The organism is Caballeronia arationis (genome assembly GCF_001544975.2).
Taxonomy (GTDB): Bacteria; Pseudomonadota; Gammaproteobacteria; order Burkholderiales; family Burkholderiaceae; genus Caballeronia; species Caballeronia arationis.
The window spans coordinates 42,159-64,889 of the sequence record NZ_FCOG02000037.1 but is presented as its reverse complement, the minus strand read 5'-3'; the positions used below and the strand labels follow the sequence as shown (position 1 = coordinate 64,889).

General features: G+C 61.4%; 18 protein-coding genes. 11 read left to right on the top strand and 7 right to left on the bottom strand.

The window, feature by feature from the left end:
* Nucleotides 1-413: 413 nt before the first annotated feature.
* The 3 genes from AWB81_RS22020 to AWB81_RS22010 all read right to left on the bottom strand — a co-directional run bounded on the left by AWB81_RS22020 (nt 414) and on the right by AWB81_RS22010 (nt 4,940).
* A complete protein-coding gene (locus AWB81_RS22020; RefSeq protein ID WP_062638670.1) occupies nt 414-2,234 on the bottom strand; it encodes an ABC transporter transmembrane domain-containing protein in 1,821 nt (606 codons plus the stop codon).
* Nucleotides 2,235-2,746: 512 nt separating this feature from the next.
* A complete protein-coding gene (locus tag AWB81_RS22015) occupies nt 2,747-3,217 on the bottom strand; it encodes a ribonuclease (protein ID WP_062638669.1) in 471 nt (156 codons plus the stop codon).
* Nucleotides 3,218-3,611: 394 nt separating this feature from the next.
* On the bottom strand, nt 3,612-4,940 hold the full coding sequence (locus AWB81_RS22010) for an NAD(P)/FAD-dependent oxidoreductase (protein WP_062638668.1): 1,329 nt from the start codon (nt 4,938-4,940) through the stop codon (nt 3,612-3,614).
* A 445-nt stretch (nt 4,941-5,385) separates the two neighbouring features.
* Here AWB81_RS22010 and AWB81_RS22005 point away from each other — a divergent pair, with 445 nt between their 5' ends.
* From AWB81_RS22005 to AWB81_RS21975, 7 genes are all read left to right on the top strand, one after another.
* On the top strand, nt 5,386-6,204 hold the full coding sequence (locus AWB81_RS22005; RefSeq protein ID WP_062638667.1) for a helix-turn-helix transcriptional regulator: 819 nt from the start codon (nt 5,386-5,388) through the stop codon (nt 6,202-6,204).
* Nucleotides 6,205-6,430: 226 nt separating this feature from the next.
* Nucleotides 6,431-7,822 carry an MFS transporter gene (locus AWB81_RS22000; RefSeq protein ID WP_062638666.1) on the top strand — a complete coding sequence of 464 codons (1,392 nt, stop codon included), beginning with the start codon at nt 6,431-6,433 and terminating at the stop codon, nt 7,820-7,822.
* A 117-nt stretch (nt 7,823-7,939) separates the two neighbouring features.
* On the top strand, nt 7,940-9,637 hold the full coding sequence (locus tag AWB81_RS21995; protein WP_062638665.1) for an FAD-dependent oxidoreductase: 1,698 nt from the start codon (nt 7,940-7,942) through the stop codon (nt 9,635-9,637).
* 29 nt (nt 9,638-9,666) lie between these two features.
* Nucleotides 9,667-9,846 (top strand): hypothetical protein, encoded by a 180-nt coding sequence (locus tag AWB81_RS21990; protein WP_062638664.1) that lies wholly within the window; start codon nt 9,667-9,669, stop codon nt 9,844-9,846.
* A 219-nt stretch (nt 9,847-10,065) separates the two neighbouring features.
* Entirely contained in the window at nt 10,066-10,704 is a 639-nt protein-coding gene (locus AWB81_RS21985; RefSeq protein ID WP_062638663.1) for a 4Fe-4S dicluster domain-containing protein, read from the top strand.
* Between the two features lie 15 nt (nt 10,705-10,719).
* On the top strand, nt 10,720-12,366 hold the full coding sequence (locus AWB81_RS21980; protein ID WP_062638662.1) for an FAD-binding protein: 1,647 nt from the start codon (nt 10,720-10,722) through the stop codon (nt 12,364-12,366).
* Between the two features lie 20 nt (nt 12,367-12,386).
* Complete coding sequence (locus tag AWB81_RS21975; protein ID WP_062638661.1) at nt 12,387-13,631, top strand: complex I 51 kDa subunit family protein; 1,245 nt, start codon at nt 12,387-12,389, stop codon at nt 13,629-13,631.
* 91 nt (nt 13,632-13,722) lie between these two features.
* Here AWB81_RS21975 and AWB81_RS21970 read toward each other — a convergent pair whose 3' ends face one another.
* The 3 genes from AWB81_RS21970 to AWB81_RS46910 are packed head-to-tail and all read right to left on the bottom strand — an operon-like array spanning nt 13,723 to nt 17,659.
* Nucleotides 13,723-13,980, bottom strand: coding sequence for a DUF4242 domain-containing protein (locus AWB81_RS21970; protein WP_062638660.1), 258 nt, complete (start codon nt 13,978-13,980; stop codon nt 13,723-13,725).
* A gap of 59 nt (nt 13,981-14,039) precedes the next feature.
* Nucleotides 14,040-16,589 (bottom strand): ATP-binding protein, encoded by a 2,550-nt coding sequence (locus tag AWB81_RS21965; protein WP_235025866.1) that lies wholly within the window; start codon nt 16,587-16,589, stop codon nt 14,040-14,042.
* Nucleotides 16,499-17,659, bottom strand: a complete 1,161-nt coding sequence (locus tag AWB81_RS46910; RefSeq protein WP_235025865.1) for an adenylate/guanylate cyclase domain-containing protein — start codon at nt 17,657-17,659, stop codon at nt 16,499-16,501. The genes AWB81_RS21965 and AWB81_RS46910 overlap by 91 nt, the downstream gene beginning before the upstream one ends.
* A 644-nt stretch (nt 17,660-18,303) precedes the next feature.
* Here AWB81_RS46910 and AWB81_RS48315 point away from each other — a divergent pair.
* Both AWB81_RS48315 and AWB81_RS21960 read left to right on the top strand, forming a co-directional pair.
* Entirely contained in the window at nt 18,304-18,438 is a 135-nt protein-coding gene (locus AWB81_RS48315) for a hypothetical protein (RefSeq protein WP_268811759.1), read from the top strand.
* A gap of 56 nt (nt 18,439-18,494) precedes the next feature.
* Nucleotides 18,495-20,024, top strand: coding sequence for a hypothetical protein (locus AWB81_RS21960; RefSeq protein ID WP_062638659.1), 1,530 nt, complete (start codon nt 18,495-18,497; stop codon nt 20,022-20,024).
* Between the two features lie 110 nt (nt 20,025-20,134).
* Here the strand turns inward: AWB81_RS21960 and AWB81_RS21955 are convergent, their stop codons facing one another.
* Complete coding sequence (locus AWB81_RS21955) at nt 20,135-20,740, bottom strand: YceI family protein (protein WP_087135102.1); 606 nt, start codon at nt 20,738-20,740, stop codon at nt 20,135-20,137.
* A 192-nt stretch (nt 20,741-20,932) separates the two neighbouring features.
* Here AWB81_RS21955 and AWB81_RS21950 point away from each other — a divergent pair, with 192 nt between their 5' ends.
* Together AWB81_RS21950 and AWB81_RS21945 are read left to right on the top strand one after the other, a co-directional pair.
* Nucleotides 20,933-21,847 carry a FecR family protein gene (locus tag AWB81_RS21950; protein ID WP_143753754.1) on the top strand — a complete coding sequence of 305 codons (915 nt, stop codon included), beginning with the start codon at nt 20,933-20,935 and terminating at the stop codon, nt 21,845-21,847.
* Complete coding sequence (locus tag AWB81_RS21945; protein ID WP_062638656.1) at nt 21,844-22,722, top strand: c-type heme family protein; 879 nt, start codon at nt 21,844-21,846, stop codon at nt 22,720-22,722. Before AWB81_RS21950 ends, AWB81_RS21945 begins: the two co-directional genes overlap by 4 nt.
* Nucleotides 22,723-22,731 lie beyond the last annotated feature (9 nt).

Genomic DNA, 22,731 nt, shown 5'->3' with positions numbered 1-22,731 from the left:
CCATGGCCCGAATGCTCACGTCCTGCAGTCGTAGGCTTGCGATGGCGAGGCGTTCTTCAGGTTGAAGGTGCTGGTATGAAGTAGTTTTGTCGGGCATTGCAACACCTTATACGAAATAAGTGTTGCACCTCACTTTTGAGGCCGCCGTTCTTCATCGCGCAAATTTGCGCATACTTGAGAATCAGCGACGACCGTCACTCTTCGTCCACAGTGATTTCAAGGTTCGTACGCGTCCCGAAATTAGATAGGACATCCTGCCACCCTGCGAATTGGATGGCAACTGCACGATCCGCAGCAACACCTGCTGTGTCGCAAGGCCTCGCATCGCTCGCGGTTGAAGAACAAATATCGCGAGTCCTGCAGTTATTCACTTCTTTAGCGGTGAACGAACTCACCATCTTATTTCTGTTAATTCACACCAGCCCAATGTGGTCGCTCACAGCGCCGCGGTGCGCAGCCTGCTCCGCCTGCTCGCCGAACTGCAACGCGGCAAGCTGGGCGTAGAGCGGGGAGCTCAGAAGTAGGTCGGCGTGACGACCCTGCGCGACGATCCGCCCCTGTTCGAGCACGACAATGCGATCAGCCCGTTGGACAGTCGCAAGACGGTGTGCGATGACCAGTGTCGTGCGGTTCTGCGCGGCATTGTCCAGCGCTTTTTGCACCAGCCGTTCGCTGGCGGCATCGAGTGCACTGGTGGCTTCGTCCAGCAGCAAGATGGGTGGATTCTTCAGGATCGCGCGAGCGATTGCAATGCGCTGACGCTGCCCTCCGGACAGTCGCACGCCGCGCTCGCCGAGAAACGTGTCGTAGCCCTGCGGTAGTTCTTCGATGAAGCCGGCCGCCGCAGCCATGTCCGCCGCCCGCTGCACCTGCGCAAGCGTGGCTTCCGGTGCGCCATAGCGGATGTTGTCGAGCACGCTCCCCGAAAAGATCACCGATTCTTGCAACACCACACCGATCTCCTCGCGCAATTCGACGAGCGGTACGTCACGCGTCGGGACGCCGTTGATCAGGATACGGCCTGATTGCGGATCGTAGAAGCGCAGCAGCAGCTGGAATAGCGTGGTCTTGCCCGCTCCGGACGGGCCGACCAACGCGACATGTTCGCCCGGACGGACAACGAGCGAAAGTTCTGAAAGCGCGGCAATGCCAGGGCGTGACGGATACGAGAAGCCGACATCGTCGAAGCGGATGCCCTCGCCTCGCGCCGGCAGCGCGATGGTGATCTCGGCCGCCACGACCGGCGAGCGCGCCGCCAGCAATTGCAGCAAACGTTCGGTGGCGCCTGCAGCGCGCTGCAGGTCGCCCCACACCTCGGCGACCGCTCCAACGGCGCCGGCCGTGAACACCGCATAGAGGATGAACTGGGACAACTGGCCCGGCGTCATCCGCCCAGCCAGCACTGCCTGCGCGCCGAGCCACAACACGAATACGATGGCAGTGAACACCAGCACGATCACCACGGCAGTCAGCCAGGCCCGCGCGCGGATGCGCGTGAGCGCAGTCTCAAAGGCTGCCTCCACCGCACCGGCAAACCGCCGCGTTTCAAAGAGCTCCTGCGCATACGACTGGACGGTCGGCATGGCATTGAGCACCTCGCCCGCCAGCGCGCTCGTGTTCGCGATCTTGTCCTGGCTTGCGCGCGAGAGCCGCCGCACGCGCCGCCCGAACATCACGATAGGCGCGACCACCACGGCCAGCGTCGAGATGATGTAGCCCGACAATACCGGGCTCGTCACCGCCAGCATCGCCACGCCCCCGGTCAACAGGAAGAAGTTGCGCAATCCCAGCGACAGGCTGGTGCCCACGACCGTCTGGATCAATGTGGTGTCCGCGGTGAGCCGGGACAGGACCTCGCCGGTCTGCGTAGTCTCGAAGAACTGCGGGCTCATCTGCAGCACGTGATCGTAGACCGCACGTCGCAAGTCGGCCGTCACCCGCTCGCCCAACCATGACACGAGGTAGAAGCGCAACGCCGTGGCGCCGGCGAGTACCAGCGAAACGACGAATAGCGCGAGGAAGTAGCGATCGATGTGCCCCCGGTCGCCCGCTGCAAAGCCACGATCGATCAGGTATTTGAACGTCACCGGCAGCACCAGTGTGGCGCCCGCCGAGGTCACCAGTGCGAGGAACGCGAGCGCCCAGCGGCCGGCATAGGGGCGCAGGAAGGGAAGCAACGCAACGAGGGGGCCGATACGTGGTGAAGGCAGCGAAGACGTAACAGCGTCTGGCATGAGGGTTCCCAAGCTGAGCGAATATCCTCTCGATTGTGCCAGTCTTGCGAATTCAAGGTGGTTCACGCAATCGCCCGGCGCTGATCCATGAGTGCTTCTGCCAGAACTTCGATGCTTTCCACGATTTGCCCAGGCTTGAAACTACTCACAAGACTCCCTCGCCGGGTGTCCTGAGAATCAAGGGGCTGCTCCAAATTCACCCACGCTGATGATCGCCGAGCGCGCCAGCGATATGATCAAGGAGGACAGAAAGCGGAGACGCGTCACAGAGGGGCATGTCGCAGGTTGAGCGCTGGGTACACAGCGAGCAAGGACCCGATTCTGGAAGAGTTGATTCAACGGACGAAGGCGAGATATCGAAGCGCGCGGTTTCGTGGCTCCGTCAGGCAGACGGTTTGTTCGTCACGGCCGGTGTCGGCATGGGGAAATTGCCGGGTGTGGCATCGTCCACACCGTGCGGCGTCCCGGCGTCTGCTTTATAGGAGGCCCGGGGCGTTTTCAGTTCGCTCAAGTTATTCTGCAATGCGCTTGAAACTGGCGTAGTAATCGTCGGTGTAATAGCAGTCGCCAGTCTGCTTGCGCGGTCCACCACACACGATGCGGCGCTGCCCGCGATCCGCCGAGCCAGGCGTGCGAACTGTGTATGCGTGGTAATAGCCGCGCGGATGCTGCGGCAGCAATACCGCAGTGTTGCGGAACAAGACACCGTCCTCGCCGAAAGGGAAAGGGCCGCCCGCTTTGATCAAACGCAGTGTTTCGGCTGCCTCCCCCGGCAACTGCGCCTTGGTGATGGCGGCCAGCGCACTCCGCTCTTGCCCGCCCGATGCGACGGGTGTATCGCTCGCGGCCGGCCCAGGCTGAACGGGCGCCTGACTCGCGGATGCGCCCGATTCCTGAGTAGCGTTTCGCGATTCGTCCTTGCCACATCCGCCGAGGATCGCGCTCAAGGCGAGGATGCAGGAGAAAGCATACGCTCGCTTCACGAGATGGTTGTCTCCAGGTTGACCAGCATTCGACGATCACGAACGAATTAAGGGTATCGCTAATGGAAGAGTGAATCAATGTACCGCCGGAAATAGAATTTTTTTTCTCGACCACCGGGCCGATGCGCGGTTCTCGGCGTTCGGGAAGCAGGCAAATCAAGCCGATTGCGATGAGTCTCGTTTTATCGTCGAGTTGCTTGGACAAACTTGTGCGATGAAGCCTCGAAAGATGCATTGCTCCTTCGACAGCGTGTAGCAGGCCCTTGAAATGCCATCCGTGAAACGGCAGCGATAACCCTGTTGCCTCAGCTGCAACGATTGAAATGACCGTTACCTCAGATACGCCGTCAAGGGGACGCCGTAATCAGGAGGTTGCACTCTCCACGGTTTTGGCTCACATCATTTCAGGGCTGCGCAGTATCGATCCATTGCTGAAGCGTCCCAGCTCGTAGGGCTGGATATCAAACTGCGCCGTCTCGTTCATCACCAGCCGGCTCACGAGAATGCCCGCGCCTGGTCCCAATCCGAAACCGTGGCCGCTGAAGCCGGAGGCGATCACGAGGCCTGGCTTTGCATCGACCTTCGAGATGACAGGGACCAGGTCCGGCGTCGTGTCGATCGCGCCTGCCCAAGCGTGGGCGATCCGCAGATTCGCCAGCTCTGGAAAGACACCGGCGACATTCTGCAAGGCGCGAGTGAGCCATTCCGTGTCGGGCTGGGGATCGAGCACGCGTGTTTCTTCGAACGGAGAGATGTCGTCGTCGCACCACGTCGCGCTAGCCTCGGGCCCGCGGAAGAAGCTAGACCCGACACGAATCTTCAGCTTCTTGTTGAGCTTGCTGCGAAACATGCTGCGAAACTTTACCGAATGCCTCAGGTTTTGCGGCGCGAGCTCCACGCGTCCGTAGCCAGGAACGGCGATGGTGTAGCCGCCGTCTAGTCTGCGCCTGAGTGCAAAGTTCGGGCCCGAGAAGCAGCCGTCGATGACTCCCGGCGCTTCTGCGGTTCGCAAGGCGGTTCCAATCACGTTGATGGCTGGAAGATCGATGCCATGATGCTGACAGAACAGCGCGCTCCAGGCTCCGCCCGCGAGGACGACGGTATCGGCAGCGATGTGGCCACGCTCCGTCCAGATGCCGGAAACACGGCCCGCGCTCGTGTCGAGACTTCGAACCGCACAGTTCTGATACACCTTCGCACCGAGTCTTTGCGCACCTCGTGCGATCGCAGGGGCGGCCTTGGACGGCTCCGCGCGGCCATCCGTGACCGACCACAGTCCGCCGACCCACTTCGCTCGCCCGGACGGAATGCGGGCCGCCAACTCGCGCGCGGTGAGGATTTCGCTGTTGAAGCCCACCTCCCGTGCTCTGGCAAGCCATGCTTCCCATTGCGCGACATCGGACTGGTGCTCCGTCCCATACAGGATGCCTGCCATGCGAAAACCGATGTCCTCGCCCAGCTCGTCACTTAGCTCGCTCCAGCGCCTCAGACTTTGCATCGCGAGCGGCAACTCGTAAAGATCGCGATTCTGCTGACGAACCCAGCCCCAGTTCCTCCCCGACTGCTCCCCTCCGATGGTTCCCTTCTCCAGCAATGCCACCGATACGCCGCGCCTCGCCAGTTCATATGCGGTGCTGACGCCGACGATGCCACCGCCTATCACCACGGCATCGAATCGGTTGGAGAATCCTTCGCTGTTCGTTACTTCGTCGACCCTTAGCATGATTTGCTGGTAAGTGACAGTTGGGTTATCGGAGCGAGCATATGTTGCAAAATCCTTCTGACGCGGGCTCGATTGCGCCGATGCAGACTTTCTTCTCGCAAACGTCATCCACCGAAGTTTCGCCATCTCAGCCAGTTGACGATAGGACGTTTCTACTGTCCTTCTTGTCCCCGCGCCCGAATGGCCCGCGGTGCGCTACCGTCGCGCGTCAGCGTCACTTCCGAGCGGGCGTCGCCGACTTGACAGCCTGTCGCTTTCGAAAGAGGTCTAACTACGGTTCGGTGCCGAAGCGGCGGGTACAATCGGCCCCGAAGGGTATTATGTTTACGCATCGCATCGAGTTGCCCGGTCATTTTCTCCGCGACGCCTGGCGGGAATGCAAGCAGGAATCGTCCGCTGGGGACCGCGTTCAAGTCGCCCTAATCTACACTTTCCGAAGCCAATCATGCGCTCTTGGCGGCTCGATCGTCCCAGCCTCTCAGGACACCTGGACCTTTCCCGGGCGACAAGCTTGGTATCAGCGATCGGGTCCGATGATGCCAATGCGTTTGCCGCGGAAGTCTTGAAGTTACTAGGCGATGCCGCGGGTATCTCGCAGTGCACCGTGTTTGCGTACGAGTTCAACAACCGTCCCCGGACGGTCTCCGTGGCGGACCATCGCGGCGGCCGATTCCTGCGCAATGTGGCGGACACGTATGCTAAAACCTTCTATGAGCTGGACGGAAACCAAACGATTATCTCGTCTGCACGTCCGGAAAAACTCGACTCCGCAGTCCTGCTCCACCAGCAAGCCATCGAAGACATCTCGCATGAAGGCTATCGAGCCGCTTGTTATCACCAGCCTGATGTGTCGGGCCGCCTTTCCCTGTTGCTGCAGCCCTCGCAGGATATCTGGCTCTCGGTCAATCTGTACCGCGACCGCAGGCGCGGTAATTTCCAGCCGAACGAAATCGCGCTGATCGAAGCTTTTGCCCCGCTTGTCGCTCAAGCCGCCAAGCATCATTACGCGCTGTGCGGCCAGATTCAGACCGGCATTCCGCAACTGATGCTGGCACGCGTCCGTGGGATCTGCCCGGATTTGTCGAAGCGAGAACTCGACGTTCTCTGCGGTGTTTTGGAGGGCCGAACTGCGCAAGAAATCGGCGAACTGATGGGCGTCAAGGCCTCCAGCGTCGTGACCTATCAGAAGCGTGCTTACCGCCGCCTCGGCATTTCGAGCCAGCGTCAGTTGTTCGCCTTGTGCCTGGCCCCCGGCAGAAACTAAGCCCGCACTGCCCCCAATCCGACGTTGGCCTCTCCCGCGGTAGCGTAGCGCCGAGGGTTTCCCCTAGCCCATTTCACCCTCCAGGTTGTACCCATTTTGGGGACAGCGCGCGCTGGCGTCGCTCCATACTCCACTCATCGCCACAACTCGCCGCCCTGACGAACCTGACGCGATTGCATTGAGTGCTGGGGCGCTCGACATAGACCTGATTCTGGAGACGACTTACATGGGAACGACCCCGTTGGCCGACCGCGGCCCACTTCCTGACGGGCCGGCGAACGGTGCTGGACCGGGCGCTTCACTGCAAGAGCAGCATGTCATCGCCAAGGTATCTCGACACCTGCTTTGGTTTCTCTTCATCCTGTTCTTCTTCTCGTTCCTGGATCGGATCAATATCGGATTCGCCGGACTGACGATGATGAAAGACCTCGGTCTTTCGGGCGTGCAGTTCGGCTTGGCCACGACGTTGTTCTATATCGCGTACATCGCGTTCGGCATTCCGAGCAACATCGTTTTGGCGCGCATCGGTGCACGGAAATGGATCGGAACCATCATGATCGCCTGGGGTCTGGCATCCACGGCGACCATGTTTGCGTCGAGTCCCGGCACGCTTTACCTGTTGCGCATTCTGGTCGGCGTGACGGAGGCCGGTTTTCTGCCAGGCATCCTGCTTTACATGACCTACTGGTTTCCGAGTGCATATCGCGCGAGAGCGAATGCCATGTTCATGATCGCCATGCCGGTGACGGCCGCAGTCGGTTCCGCACTCTCGGGATACATCCTGGCATTGGATGGGACACTCGGGCTCAAAGGGTGGCAATGGCTGTTTTTTCTGGAAGGCTTGCCTTCGGCGATCCTGGGTCTGGTCGTATTCGCTTATCTGCGCGATGTCCCTGAAAAGGCAACCTGGCTCAGCGCGGACGAGAAGCGTACGCTCTCGCAGACGCTCGCGGCCGAGCACAAAGCCGATCCCGTGCCGCATACGTCGGCAACTGAAGAGAAAAGCCTTCTTAGCGAGCTCGTCTCACCGACCGTCCTTAAGTTCGCGCTCGCCTATTTCTGTCTTGTCAATACGCTCGCCATGGTTGCGGTCTGGACGCCGCTGATCGTGAAGAGCTTCAGCGCCGACGCAAGCAATCGCACCGTGGGTCTCCTGGCTGCGATTCCGCAGCTCTGCACGATCGTCGCAATGATCTGGTGGGGAAGGCGCTCGGATCGCAAGCAGGAACGCAGATGGCACCTGATGCTGCCGATGCTTTTCTCCGCCGCTGGCTGGCTCTGCACGGCTTACTCGACAAATCCCGTGGTCCAAATGCTGGGTATCTGCCTCGCATCGGCGGGATCGTATACCGCCATGTCGATCTTCTGGACGACCCCGGATCACGCCCTGAGCTTTCGAGCCCGCGCGGTCGGCATCGCAGTGATCAACGCTACCGGCAATATTGGCTCGGCCTTGAATCCACTGGTGGTGGGTTGGCTGAAAGACCTGACCCACAGCTTCTCGGCCGGTTTGCTGTACGCGGCGGCACTGCTCGTGATCGGCGCCGTCGTAGTGGCCATGCTGCCGATCGAGCCGACCCGCAAGCGCCGCGCCGAACCATCAAGCAGCGTTAGCTAGACCGCGCTTGCGATAGCGGCTGTTCGACTCAAACCAGGGCGAAGTGTCCAGCTACGAATGACGCGTCATCCATGATCGCGTCCACACTTCGTTCAAGAATTCGTTATGGAGCAAACGATGGAATTCAAATCTTATCCCTTTACTGCAAAAAAATACGCTGCCAAGGTGCCGAAGCTAAACAAGGGTATCGAGACGAAGCGACATGCAGTTACGATCGTTGGCGGAGGTCCAGTCGGGCTGACGGTGGCGCTCGGTCTGGCAAACCATGGCGTTCCCTCCGTATTGATCGAAGCCGATGACTCCGTTTGTTCTGGGAGCCGGGCCATCTGCATATCTCGCCGTAGCCTTGAAATAATGGAGCGCCTGGGAGCAGCGGATGGATTTCTGAAGACCGGGCTGCCGTGGACTGGTGGGCGCAGCTTCTACCGCGACACCGAAGTGCTGCACTTCAAAATGCCACAGGACGACAATCAGAAACTGCCGCCGATGGTGAACCTTGCTCAATATCACATCGAGCAGTTTTTACTGGACGCGGCGCAACGAAAATCCGACCTGATAGATATTCGCTGGCAAACACGGGTGACAGCGATCGATTCGCGTGCGGACGGCGCCACGCTCAACCTTGCAACTCCCGAAGGCGACTACTCGCTTGACACGGACTGGGTCGTCGCCTGCGATGGCGGCCGCAGCACGATTCGCGAGGCGCTAGGACTCCAGCTCAAAGGAACGAGCTACGAGGGCCGCTATGTGATCGTCGATATCGAACTCGAGAGCGACAGGCCGACTGAGCGACTCGCCTACTTCGACCCATCGTCCAACCCGGGTTCCACCGTGTTGGTCCACAAACAGCCTGACAATGTCTGGCGCATCGACTATCAACTGCGTGACGGCGAAGACGCCGAGCAGGCCGTGAAGCCGGAGAATGTGTTCCCGCGGGTGCAGAGCCTCCTGGACATGATGGGTGAGCGTGGTGATTGGGCCCCGATCTGGATCACGATCTACAAAGCCAATGCCCTGTCCCTGGAACGCTATCGTCAAGACCGCGTGCTGTTTGGCGGCGATGCAGCCCATCTGGTCCCGATCTTTGGCGTGCGCGGCGCAAACTCAGGCATTGACGATGCGGATAATCTGGCGTGGAAGCTGGCCTTTGTGGTTCGTGGCCTTGCTTCCGAAGGATTGCTCGACAGCTATTCGGACGAGCGCGTCTTTGCCGCGCACGAAAATCTGAGTTACGGCACGAAGAGTACCGAGTTCATGGCGCCGCCGTCATTCGCCTTCGAGTTAATGCGCAAAGCCGTTTTGAGTCTCGCGATCAAGCATGAACGCGTGCGCTCCTTGATCAACCCGCGGCAAACTTCGGCCATCACCTATATCGCGTCGCCGCTCAATGCGCCGGAAGCAGAGCCGGGCGCATTTGCGGCGGGTCCGGTGCCGGGGGCGGTGCTTGGGGAGTGTCCGTTGATGATTGTCGAAGGTGGCAACGCAAGGGAGGCTCATCTGACAGACCTTGTCGTTCCCTCTTTCACGGCCTTGCATTTTAGTGAAAACGGACAGGTACCCGCGGAATTCGTCGCACTCGAAGAATCACTCCGACGCGAAGGGCTGCCTTTCAAGCTGATCCCTGTGACTTCGCATCTGCATCCTGAGACGAAAAGCGATCACAACTGGGACCATACGGGTCGGCTGTTTGCCATGTACGGCGCCAGACCCGGCACCGTGTATCTGGTTCGCCCGGACGGTCATGTATTGGGGCGCTGGCATGCGGCAGCGGCCGAGGATATTGCAGCCGCCATCCACCGCGCCCTTAACACGTGATCACGTCCAACCTGATAAAGGAGAACACCATGACCGACAGCGACCTCGATAACGTCTATACCCGACTGTGCAAGGCAATGACCCAAGTGGGCGAGGCGAACGCTCCCCTGTTTCTCGCGCGCTTTGCGATGCTCGCGATCGATACGATCGACGACCCGGCCGTCGCATTGAACCTGATCGATGATGCGAGCGATGGAATGCCTGAATAAGGGCAACCGTCGTTCCTGGTTGTACCGAATCACATCAACCGCTTCCTCGCGAGCGATCCATCGCAATCAGGATCACCACGATGAGGCGTGCGAGGGCTTTCCAGTGATTTCATGCGACCTCCCCTTGGCAATACCCTCGCTTATGCTATTGTCTATTTAACGTTTTCCGTGGATATGCCACTGCGGTGTCAGCGCCGCGCAACGACAGAGTGCGAAAAAATGGTTTGCTTGAGCATTGAAGGGCATCAGGTTGAAGCCCCAGCCAACTGCTCGATCTTGCAGGCCTTCGTGCATGCAGGGCAGACGCTTGTCCAGGGCGTCGGCTGCATGGGCCAGGGGGTGTGCGGCTCATGTCGCGTCATGGTCCGGCGCAGCGGCGAGCAAGAGGTGAAGACCGCGCTTGCTTGCGAAACCCTGATCGAAGACGGCATGCAGGTCGCCTTCCTGGATTACTTCACAGCCTCGGCACGCCACGCGTATCGCATCGAGGATGTCGGCGACAGCTGGCAGGCGCTGCGCACGATTTCTGAAATATTCCCGGAAGCCGCTCATTGTCGTCACTGTAGTGGCTGCGATCGCGCCTGCCCGAAGGGCCTTGATGTCCAGCGGGGCGTAAACCTCGCCGTGGAGGGCAAGCTGGCCGCATCGAGCGAAGTCTTCGACGAATGCGTCATGTGTAATCTCTGCACGCTTGCCTGCCCCGAACATATCCGGCCTAATCATCTCGGCCTGTTCGTGCGACGAATGATCGCCGCAGTGACGCTGCGTCCGGCCAATCTCATGCGACGGCTGCAGCAAATCGAGAGCGGTGAGATGAAAATCGATTTCGATGCGCCGGGCGCGCACCCGCCGCGCTGAACGGAGCGCAAGATCATGGCTGCCGGCATTCCTTATGAAGAAGCGCACAAGCGCTACCATCCCGGCGGAATGCCCACGCTACGCACCGATGACAGCTCCGTCGATGAACTCCTCAAGGGCTATCACCCCGACCACGGTCCCAACGCACACGTTGCACTGAGTGTCGGGGTGAGCCGCGGAGAGCTCTGTCAGCCGGATCTTGCGCGCGCTCTCCAGGCCAATGCCCTGATCGACGATGTCGACATCGCCGGTGCGCAACTCATGACCACCGATGTGCTGATCATCGGTGGCGGCGGCGGAGGCTGCGCCGCGGCGCTCACCGCGGCAAAGCAAGGCGCGCGAGTGATCCTTGCCACCAAGCTGCGCCTGGGTGACAGCAACACCGTAATGGCCGAAGGCGGAATCCAGGCAGCCGTCGGAGAGGAAGACAGCCCCCAACTGCACTTCGAGGACACGTTGCGCGCCGGCCATTTCTGCGGCGTGCCCGAGCTCGTTGCGCAGATGGTGATGGACGGCCCCGACGTGATTCGCTGGCTGATCCAGCTCGGCATGATGTTCGATCTGGAGGAGAACCAGCCCATCGGTGGCAATCTTCTGCGCAAGAAGCCCGGAGGCGCATCGGCTGCGCGCATTCTCTCCTATCGGGACTACACCGGACTTGAGATGATGCGCGTGCTGCGCGAGGCGGTCGATCTCGATCCAGGCATCGAAGTGTGGAACCGCTCTCCCGTGGTCGAACTGCTGTCCGACGAGCGCGGGCGCTGCGCCGGAGCAGTGGTCTACAACCTGGAATGGCGCACCTTTTCGCTGGTGCGCGCTCATGCAGTGATCCTCGCCACCGGCGGCGCCGGGCGACTGCACCTCAACTCCTTTCCGACCTCCAACCACTACGGCGCCACCGCCGACGGCCTTGTGCTGGCCTATCGGATCGGGGCGCGCCTGCGCGAGCTCGACTCTTTCCAGTACCACCCTACCGGCATCGCCTACCCGACCCATCTGGCCGGCGGACTGATCTCGGAGGCGGCGCGCTCCGCTGGCGCCAGGCTGCTCAACGGCGAGGGTCAGCGCTTCGTGGACGAGCTGAAGCCTCGGGACATAGTGGCATCGGCGATCCTGCGCGAATGTGCTCAGGGGCGCGGAATCGAACGCGAAGGTCAGATCGGCGTATTCCTCGACACGCCGACGCTCGAAATGGAGAACCCTGGCATCCTGGAGAAACGCCTCGTGACGCTGCGCCATCTCGCACGCAAGTGCGGTCACGATGCGGCGCAGGATCCTTTCCTCGTCTATCCGACCCTGCACTACCAGAACGGCGGCGTGGCGATCGACAAGGATGGCGCCACCTGCGTCGCCGGCCTGTTTTGCATCGGCGAGGTCACCGGGGGCATTCACGGACGCAACCGGCTGATGGGCAACGCGCTGCTCGACATTCTCAGCATGGGGCGCCGTGCCGGTGCCAAAGCGGCGGAATCACGGAGCCACGTGATGGCAAGCCGCGCCGGAATCGGCCACGTTCATGCATGGCAGCGGGAACTGACGCTGGCTGGGCTGCCCTTGCACGTGAAGGCACCGCAACTTTTCCCCGAGTACGCTCATTTCGATCTGCGAGTCGACGCCGGCTTGCGCTCGAGCACGCTCGGCGTGGCGGGCGGTATCCGGTAAGCGATCGACGGAGCGTGACGATGGAACAGCTCAATCAGGTGCTTCTGAGGGACGATATCCGCGTCGGCGCAGACCTCGATGCCTGGCTTGCACGCGGTGGCGGGGACGGACTCGCCAAGGCGCTGCAAGACCCGGGCGCAATCATTGCCGAGATCGCCCAGGCGGACTTGCGCGGGATGGGAGGCGCCGGATTTGCGACGCATCGCAAATGGACACCGGTCGCCGCCGCCCCTGACGGCGACAAGTACATAATCTGCAATGGCAACGAGGACGAGCCAGGTACCTTCAAGGACCGCTTTCTCCTGGAGCACACGCCGCATCAGGTGATCGAGGGCGCGCTCATCGCCGCAGTGGCGACCCGTGCCAATCACGTCGTCCTGTATGTCAACCCCCATCAGCCGCTACCCCTCGCGGCGACTCGTCAGGCCGTTGAGCAGTGGCGGAAGCACTCGTTGTTCGCGGCGATAGAGCAAGTAGTCGGCCAGCCAGTGGCGCTTCGCGTCGTCGCCAGTTCGGGCCTGTACATCGGGGGTGAGGAAACGGCCGTGATCGCAAGCGTGGAAGGCGGGTTTCCGTTTCCACGGCGCAAACCTCCTTTCCCGGCTGAGCAGGGGGTGCATGGCGCACCGACCGTCGTGAACAACACCGAGACACTGGCACACGTACCGGCGATTCTGCGCCATGGGGCGCAGTGGTATCGAGACCTCGGCATAGGGAATGCGGCTGGAACCAAGCTCTATTCGCTATCGGGCGACGTCCTGCGACCCGGGTTATACGAGCTGCCAATGGGCACGAGCCTCGCGACGCTCGTCTTTCAGTATGGCGCTGGAATGTTGCAGGGCAAGGAATTCAAGGCGGTCTTCACGGGTGGTCCTTCCAACACCTTGCTGACGAAGCGCGATCTAGACGTTGCACTCGATTTCGACTCGGTGCGGCAACGCAGTTCGCGTCTCGGGACCGGTGCGATGATTGTCGTGTCGGAAGGCACCAGTATCGTCCGCAAGGTCGCAGAGTACGTGAGCTTTTTTGCTCAGGGATCGTGCGGCCAGTGCCCGCCCTGCAAAGGCGGAACGTTCCAAATGATGCGACTCCTCAATCGGATCGACACTGGCCGCGGCGTGCGGGCCGATCTCGAAGCGTTGGAGAACCTGTGCCGCATCCTTCCTGGAGGCGGACGATGCGGTCTGATAGACGGCGCGGTGACGGTGGTGGAGAGTTCCGTCAATCAGTTCAGGGAGGAGTATGAGGCGCTTCTGATGGCCTAGGCGTCGAACGCCGATGCCGATTTGGTCCACAGTCTACTGTGGTCGTCGTCGAACACGTGGGCTGGGTTGGCCACATGGGCACTCCCCTCCTCTAAGCGAACATTTCGGGCCGCAAGTCGCTTACCTCGATGATCACGTCGGCCGGCAGGTTTGCGCGACGCGCTGCGGCGCGGATGGCCTCGGCGTTGGGCGCCTCATACAGGCAATAAGTCTTTTTCTTGTCAGCGCTGAGGTACGAGAAAAGCCACTCGACGCCCTCCTCGTCATTGATCCGCTTCACGGCCTGTGCACTTTCGCCTGTGACCTCGAGTTGTTCTGCAAAGTTTCGTTCAATCATAAAGCGTGGCATGACGTTCTCCTTGAGTAGGGGTTGCATCGTCGTACTTGGAACGGTGCGATAGCCAAGTGCTAGTTTCTGAGCCGTGTGCCTGCGTAAGCGCCACCAATGCGCTCGACGAGCGCGAACATCTTCAGTTCCCTGGCTGCGTCGGCCGCGGCGGCGAGCAGGTCTTGCGCACGCGCTCTATCTTCGATTCGATTGCGCTCTGCAAGCATGAGCGCGAATTCGTGCCGCCCATGCGCGAGCCATGGCCACGCTCGCAAGCGCTCGTCCATGCGCAGCGCGTATTCAAAATGCTCTTCGGCGACGGACCAATCGCCCATTGCATGGGCAAGCATGCCGAGATATCTCGCCGCTGATCCACAGCACAGCGTAAAAACAGGAACGGTGACGACCTGGTCCCGGAACGGCAGCAGAAGGGCGTAGACCTGTTCGGCGTGCTCGACGTCGCGGAGCCGCGCAGCAACTTCCGCCAGGTACGTTAGCGTGATGAGCCGTTTGCTGTCCACGGGGATGCCCGATTCCGATTTCGCAAGCCGATCGAGATTGTCGCGCGCCTGATCTTCAAAACTCAGATCGCAACAGATCAACATGAGCCCGGGCCGCCACGTCGAGTCCTCCGGTTGCTCGTCGACGAATTGCTTGAAGAGCGGCGCGACCTCCGCGAGCCGGCCTTGTTCGCGCCGTATCGTGAACATCTGCATGCCGTAGACGCCTGCGGCGAGGTCGGCGTCGACGCTCTGCGCCATCTGCATCGACTCTCGCGCCTTCTGCTGCGCCGTTGCGAAGTCGCCAACGAGGATGGATCGCATCGCCTGCGCTCCCGTCAGGCACCACTTGTCAACGAAATGCTGCCCGGTGGCGGCAATTTGCCGATACCGCTCCAGGGCAGCCTCGAAACGATCCGCCTCGCCGATCTCGAGGTAGCCGGCAAGGCCGCGCGCGCATGCGTGACCGATGGTATGCGCATCGCCGATTTCTTCGGCAATCTGGCTCATCTCCTGCAACACCGCTGCCCGCTCGGCGAACCTGGCCGCTGGCAACGGACGGCCTCCGACATGCATCACTTCGCACGCCAGCGCGTCGAACAGGCTGGGCAGATCGTTCAGGCGTCTGGCGAGAGCGACAGCCTCCAACGCGAATGCGTCGCTTTGTCCCGGCCCGCCGGTCATGTGAACGGTCCGGACCAGACGGCTCAACAGGCGGCAACGCTCGACGGACTCCTCAGTGCCGACCACGACGAGCGCCTCTTTCAGCAAGGCAAGAGACGCCTTGCCGGAGCCTTCGAGAAACGTCTCGGCGGTGTCGAACTCCAGCGCCGCCTGCACGAGATACGACGGGAGTTTCTGTTCCCGCGCCATGCGAGCGGCCTGCCGGAAAGTCGCTATTGCCTCGCGGCGGCCCAGCCTGTGCTCCGCACCGCCTCTCGTCAGGAGCAGAGGCAAGACGTGGGCGGCCCGATCCTGTTCAGTATAGGCACAACGCTTTGCCAGTTCGAGTCCGCGCCGCGTATGAGCGATGGCCTCTTCGTAAGCAGCACCCGCAAGCGCCCGTTCCGCGGCACGTTGCCAATAGCCGAGCGCGCGATCCGGAAGGTCGGCTGCAGCGAAGTTATGAGCGATCAGTTCGGGCTGCCGCTCGACGATCTCCGGATAGTGCTCCTCCAGCGCCGCCGCGATGAGAGCGTGGTAATGGCGGCGGCTCGCAAGCAAAAGCGATTGGTACGCGATCTCATGGATCAAAGCGTGACGGAACAGATATGCGTCTTCGTGCGTCGCCGTACCCGAAGCGGGAACAATGATTTCTGTCGCGACGAGTCGGTCGAGCGTTTCCCGCAGTTCGTCGTCGGGTTGGGACGAGATGAGGCCCAGCAGCTTTGTGCCGAATTCCCGACCGACCGTAGCTGCGATCTGTGCGGTTTCCTTGACGGCTGGCTCCAGCCGGTCGAGCCGGGAGAGCAGCGAGCCCTGTAGCGTGTCCGGAATCGCAATCGTCTGCGACGTTCCCTTCAATTCGTAGTTGTCGCCGGCATCCCGCAACAAATCGCCCTGCAGGACTGCCTTCGTGAGTTCCTCGACAAAAAGCGGCACGCCATCCGTTTTGGAGGCGATCTGATCGAGTATCAAAGGCGGAAGCCGCTTTCCATCGGTCAGCCGTTCGACCATCGCCACGCAATCCCTGCGCGAGAGCCGATCAAGATTGACCTGAACCAGATGCGGATAATTCCATCCCGGCTCGAACTCGGGCCGCGCAGTCAGCAGCAATAGCAGCGGCGCGGCCACCAGCCGCTCGAGCACGAGGCGCACGAGTTCGAGGGAAGACGGATCGATCCAGTGCGCATCCTCCACGACGATGAGTGCTGGCTGGGCGCGCGTCGAGCTTTCGATGATGGCGACGAGCACGTCCAGCGTCCGGCGCTTGAAGGATGGGGAGGAAGCGTCGATCGCCGGATGGCGCGACGCCACCGGAATGACCAGCAAAGTCGTGAGTACGAGCAGCGCTTCTTCGATATCGACGCCGAGTCGGGCTATCCCTGCCTCCAGACTTTCGAGATCCGCAGGGCCCGGTGCGTCGGAGAGAGGCCAAAGGCGTCCCGCAGCCAGCGCAACACCGGCCAAAAGGGACTGTTGCGATGATACGGTGAACAATGAAGCGAAATCACCGCGTGAGCGTCTTCCCTGATGCTGTCGCCGAACGCCCGCAGCAAGCGCGATTTTCCGATTCCCGGCTCACCGGTCAGGAGCACGCAGCGCATCTCTCCGTCGACGCTTTGCTTCCAACGCTGTCGGATCATATCGAGTTCCGCGCTCCGGCCAACGAGCGGTGTCATGCCATAACCCGCCCTGATCTCGAAGCGGTCGACCGCGTCTGTTTGCGACAGCACGCGTTGCACCAGAACCGGACCGGCGACGCCCTTCAGTTCTTGCCAGCCGAGGTTTTCCAGCAGGAATGATCCTTGAATCAGGCGCTGGGTCGCCGGGCCCACCACGATCGCGTCGGGTGAGGCGAGCGACTGCAGTCTTGCGGCAATGATCGGCGCCTCGCCGACGACCGCCTGGCGGTCCAGGGTGGACCCGGCACCTATCGCCCCTGCAACGACTAATCCGGTCTCGATCCCGATACGCACTTGCAGCCGCACGCCATGCTCGAGTTCGATGCGATCGTTGGCCTCGCGAAGCGCCGAAACAACGGCGAGAGCGGAGAGCACCGCGCGCAAAGCATCGTCTTCGTGTGCGTTCGGATAGCCGAAATAAACAAGCAGCCCGTCACCGATGTAGAGCGCGATGTGACCTTCATGAGCCTCGATGGCGCTTGCGCACGCTTGATGGTAGGCCCCTAGCAGGCGTCGCATATCCTCGGGATCGAATCGCTCAGCGAGCGCCGTCGAATCGATCAGGTCGATGAACATCACTGTGAGCTGCCGCCTCTCGGCCTCGACGGCGGCAGCAGGCGACGCGGCTGGCACCGGTCGATCCGCCGCGCGTTCGGATGATCGAGCATGAGCGCCGGGTAGTGTCGCAACTGCCTTGATGAACCGTTTTCGGTCACCGAGCGTCAGGCCGAGTTCTTTCAAGTCGCCCTCGGAAAGATCACCGAGCACATCCCAGTCGATCCCCTGCAAGGAGAAGCTAGCGGCGTGACCGCCGAGGCCAATTTCCTCCAACCATTTCGTCAGATCGTCGGTCATCGCCGGATCTCTGGTGTACCGTCCAGGACTATGATCGGCGAGGTAACGCAACTTGTCCATGCGCCTGGGCCCGACCGTCCGAAAAACTTCCGCCTGGCGGGCTGCTCCGGGATGTACTGCATGTCCCCGGTATTGCTTAAATAAGAATACCGAACGTTGCCCCACTGGAGAGCCGGCCTGTCCGCCTTTGCCTCCCATTAAAGGGACGCGGCACTCGCAAAGGAATAACGTACTTAACGAATTTGAATTGACACAGAGACTCCGTGTTGCGCGAGGTCAGGCGAATTCGAGCCGCGTCAGATTGGGAAGCGTTCGCCTTGCATCTGAATTTGATCTAGATAACTAACCGACTCAAGGGGCAGCGCGCCGTGCAATCAAGCCAGCCGCAAGAGCCACAATGTCACGAGTGCGGATAGTCGTTAAGGGGGCGGCGACCGTCGATGAATGCGCTCACGACCTGCTCTGCACCCATCCTGCAACACGCAACTGCACGCGTTATTCCTCGTTTCCGCAAAAATAAAATTCCAGGCTCACACGGAAGAAACCGCCGTTGTCCGCTGTTCAGTAGGCATGGACGGCGTGGCACTCTGCCGCGCGACAAAAGACTCGGTGCACACAGCGCGCGAGCCTGCGAGGAGACTTTCATGCACCGGGAAATCCACGTCATGCAGCAGAGCTTTTTCAACCTCGGCTGTTTTTATCGCGTCGATGTACGCAGTCGAAGCGGCCGCCTGATTGAATGCCATTACGTCGAGTTGCGCGAGATCACGTGGTGCTAGGACACGCGAAAACATCTGACTCCACTCAACACCCACAAGGCGCAAGGAGACCTCCGATGCCCTACAACCAAGCCCGCCTGCCCGCCATCGTCGACTACGACGAATGGCTCCGAGGAACATCGTCGTTGCTGCAACCGCGCAGTGCCGCGCTCAAGGCGCTCGATCAACAGATACTGACGTATCACCGTGATCGGTCGACGTACCAGTTTCACCAGTTGAAGAATGCGTTCAGGAACTGGAAGGAAAGCGTCGGTCCGAGCGGTGCGTGGGAATCGGATGCACGCAATGAATCGAAGCTCTTTTCGTTGCTCGACCAGCAGTTGGGCGGCAAGGGCGACACCGATGCCGCGATGGGCGCGCAGGACTTCATGACGCCGGCACTCGTTAATTCGCGACTGGGCGTGCTCTACTTGTTCGGCAACGTGACGATCGAGGACGATGTGTTCCAGGTCATGCTGGAGGGCGCCTTCGAGGTCACGATCGGTGGCCTGGGCATCGCGGACTCCAACGATGCCGCGTCGCGCGCCTCCGACGTGCTGGAAAACAGCGTCGTACAGAAGTCCGCCTCGCTGGCGCTCGAGCAAGTGCAGAATAGGATCAGGAAGCATAAGGGCAACAAGCTCGTGAACGCGAACCAGCTCACCACCGGCAGCAGCCCACCGCCGACCGGGAGCGCCGCGCGTGCCCTGTACGACTCCATCCGCGCGAAGCTCGATGAAGCTGCAATGAAATTGTGGAACATGATTCGCGAAAAGGTGGTGGACATCCGCGACGATCCGGGCGCCTTTGCACTCGACGTCATGCCTGGACTGATCCGCAAGCTGGTCGATTTCCTGTGCAAGAAGCTGCTGGTCGCCGTCGCCCCGCTCATCGGCGCAAGCCTCGACATCGCCAAGGGCATCGCGAATACCGTCGACAGCAGCATCACCAAGTACCGGGAATGGGTCGCGGGCCGCGAGGTCCAGTTGCTCGCGGGGCATCCGTCCACCATCATCGAGGCGATCAGGCGCGCGATGAAAATGAGCATCGGCGCGGGCGTGTACGACATGGTCAAGGGAGGCGCGGACCTCGGCCTGCAGATCGCGAGCCAGGGCGCATCGACGATCGTGGGAGCCGTGGTCTCCATTCTGGAAACGCTCGCCAAATCGATCTGGAAGATCGTGGAAATCAAGCGCATGCAGCGCTTCTTCCAGCAGGCAAAAGTGCATTGGGAAGCGCGCATGCATCGCGACGCGCTGCATACTCAGCCGATCGCATTCAACAACTGGTTCAAGCGCTATGCGATCCCGCTTCCGGTGCTGTCGGTCCTTGCTTTGAACTCGGGAATCTGCGGCGACAAAATGCACTTTCTCGCGATGTTCAAAGACGACGACGCAGTGATCGGCGAGGCTGAATTCCAGGCCGGATGCAAGTACGTCGATGACCTGAAGGTCTGGGGATCGACTTATCTGAGCGATGCCGGATTCAGCTTCGCGTCGGAAGACAACATGGTCAAGTCACTGCTGGAATTCTCCGGCAATCACAAGCAGGAACAAACCTGGGATCTCAAGGTCCGGCAGGCCGTGCTGGGATTCCTCAACGGCTGACCGCGCCGCTTCCGTCACCGTGATCGCCTTCATCGTCGTGAAGGCGCTCGCATGTCTGCCCGCGCCAATGTGAGATACACGCCTGAGCGTGCATCTCACCGGGGCAGATGTCATCTGCCCGGCTTCATCATCACCGAGAAGCTCACGGGCGCAGAGCTTGCGAGCACGTTGAGATTCATGACGGCGCGCAATGCCTCAACGCCATCCTGCAAACCGTAATCCTTCAGATTTACGACGATCGGAACGCGCGTGCCCACGAGCAGCGCATCGGAGGCCAGTTTCACGACGCGCACGCTGGCCGTGAGCGGCTTGCTCTGTCCGCCAAGCGCAAGCTGCCCGCTCACGTCCATGTCGAGGCTCGCCCCGACGCCCAGCGCGTTCAGGCGCCGCGGATCGACGGAGCCGGTGAACACGGCCTTCGGGTTATCGGCGACCTTGAAGAGCAGCTCTTTCAGCCGGTCGTTTCTCAGGCCAATGTTCGTTTCGATGCTCGCCAGTTCGACGTCGAACACGAGCTTGCCGTCATCGGCAAGCGAGCCGCCGATCTGCCTGAACGTCTGCACTTCCTCCACCGCGGACGTGCCGGGCATGCCGGCCTTGGCCGTCGTGAAGGAGAACGAGGACTGGCCGCTATCGACGTGCCACGCCGCCTGGCTCGAAGAAGCGGCCAGCGCGAGCGCGATGACCGCGGCATGCAAAGTGGATCTACGCATCATGAATGTTCCTTGAGTTCGATGGATCGGTGATTGAAAGACCGGATCACGGAACGCCTGGCGATCCCGTCCTGCCGACAACAGCGGAACACGCGATTTTGTTCCATCGCTCTTCTGAAATTTATTTTGGAATAGAAACGATAGCCCGGCTGTTTTCGACGCGATCCCCCTTCACTTTTTCGAGGCATGGCGGCGATGAACTTCCAGCATTGGTCAAGATGCGGCCTTGCACGATGGCTGCGCCACGGCATCGGCATCGCATGCCTGTGCGCCGCCCCGCTCGCGTACGCCGGCCACGCGATACTGCTTCCCGAAGGGCCGGTCACGCTTGTCCGCGGCACATCCGTATTCACGATCGACGCGCCGCTAGCCGTCGAGCCGGGCGATCTCTTCTCGACCGATGCTCACGCAAGCGCGCAGATCGAGGACGCGAACGGGACGATCGTGGCGCTCGGACCGCAAACGCGCATCTCAATCGATGCCGCGCCGCGCGGCGTGAACGCCGATACGCTCGATGCGCTCTCGCTTCTCTCCGGCTGGATCAAGGTCGAACGTGGTGGCGCCGACTCGTCCGGGCAATTGAAGATCGACACCGCCGCGTTGCGCGTCGGAATGCCCCACGGAGTCGCCGTGATCCACGCGAGCGGAGACGCCGCGTCGCTTTTCATCGAGACGGGGGGCATCCTGCTCGCTCTGCCGGATACAGCCGACGCGCCACGGCCCCTGATTGCCGAACACTACGTCCAGCGCGAGAACGGCAAGCCGCTCGAAGCGCAGCCGCGCCCCGCACCGGCCTTCGTCACCGGCTTGCCGCTCGCGTTTCGCGATCCCCTCGCTTCGATCACCGCGCGCATGCCGACACAGCCGCTCGCGCCCACGCACGGCCGCGTCGCCGCGTACTCCGACATCGCAGAGTGGCTCGTTTCGCCGCTCACCGTGCGGCGCACCTTCGTCACGCGCTTCCGTTCGCTCGCCCGCACCGAGACATTCCGCAGGCAGGTCCGGCAGAACCTGCGCGACCTTCCCGAGTGGCGCACGGTGCTCTGTCCGCCGCCATCCGCGCCGCCGCGTCGGCCGGGCATTCCGAAAACGTCCGAGGTGGACTCATGAAACTGTCGCTCGCCGTCAAATTCAACCTGGTGTTCCTCGCGGTCTTCCTGATCGGCTTCGTCGCGGCGGGCTTCGCCGCACGCGATCTGCTGCGGCGCTCCGCGGTCGAAGAAACCGTGCAGAACGCGCGCGTCCTGATGGAAGCGGCGGGCGCGGCGCAGAACTACACCGCATCCCAGGTCACGCCGCTCCTGCAGACGCAGCTGAAATACAGCTTCGTGCCGCAGTCGGTGCCGGCGTTCTCCGCGGTCGAAACGCTGATGACGGTGCAAAAGCACCTCACGGGCTATTCGTATCGTTCCACGATGCTCAATCCGACCAATCCGCGCGACCGCCCGAGCGACTGGGAAACCGATGTCATCCGCCACCTGCGCGACAGGCCCGAGCTGAAGGAAGTGGTGGGTGTGCGCGACACGCCGTCCGGGCCCAACCTGTATATCGCGCGCCCGAACCGGATCAACGACGTCGCGTGCATGGAATGCCACAGCGTGCCGTCCAGGGCGCCGAAGACGCTGATCGACAAGTACGGTCCCGACAACGGCTTCAACTGGGCGATGCACGAAGTGATCGGCGCGGAATTCGTTTCGGTGCCGATGGCGCTGCCGGTCGCGCACAGCGAAACGATGCTGCGCACGTTCCTGGTGTCGCTGCTGGTGGTATTCGTGTGGCTCCTGCTCGCGCTGAACGCGATGGTCCACCTGCTCGTGACGCGGCGCATTCGCGCGCTCTCACGGGCCGCCGACGAAGCGAGCCTCGGCAAGCTCGACGGCGCCACGTTCACAGAACGCGGCCGCGACGAGATCGCTTCGCTCGCCGCTTCGTTCGCGCGCATGAAGACGAGCCTCGTGGAAGCGTTCAAGATGATCGAGGCCTAAGGCAGCGCG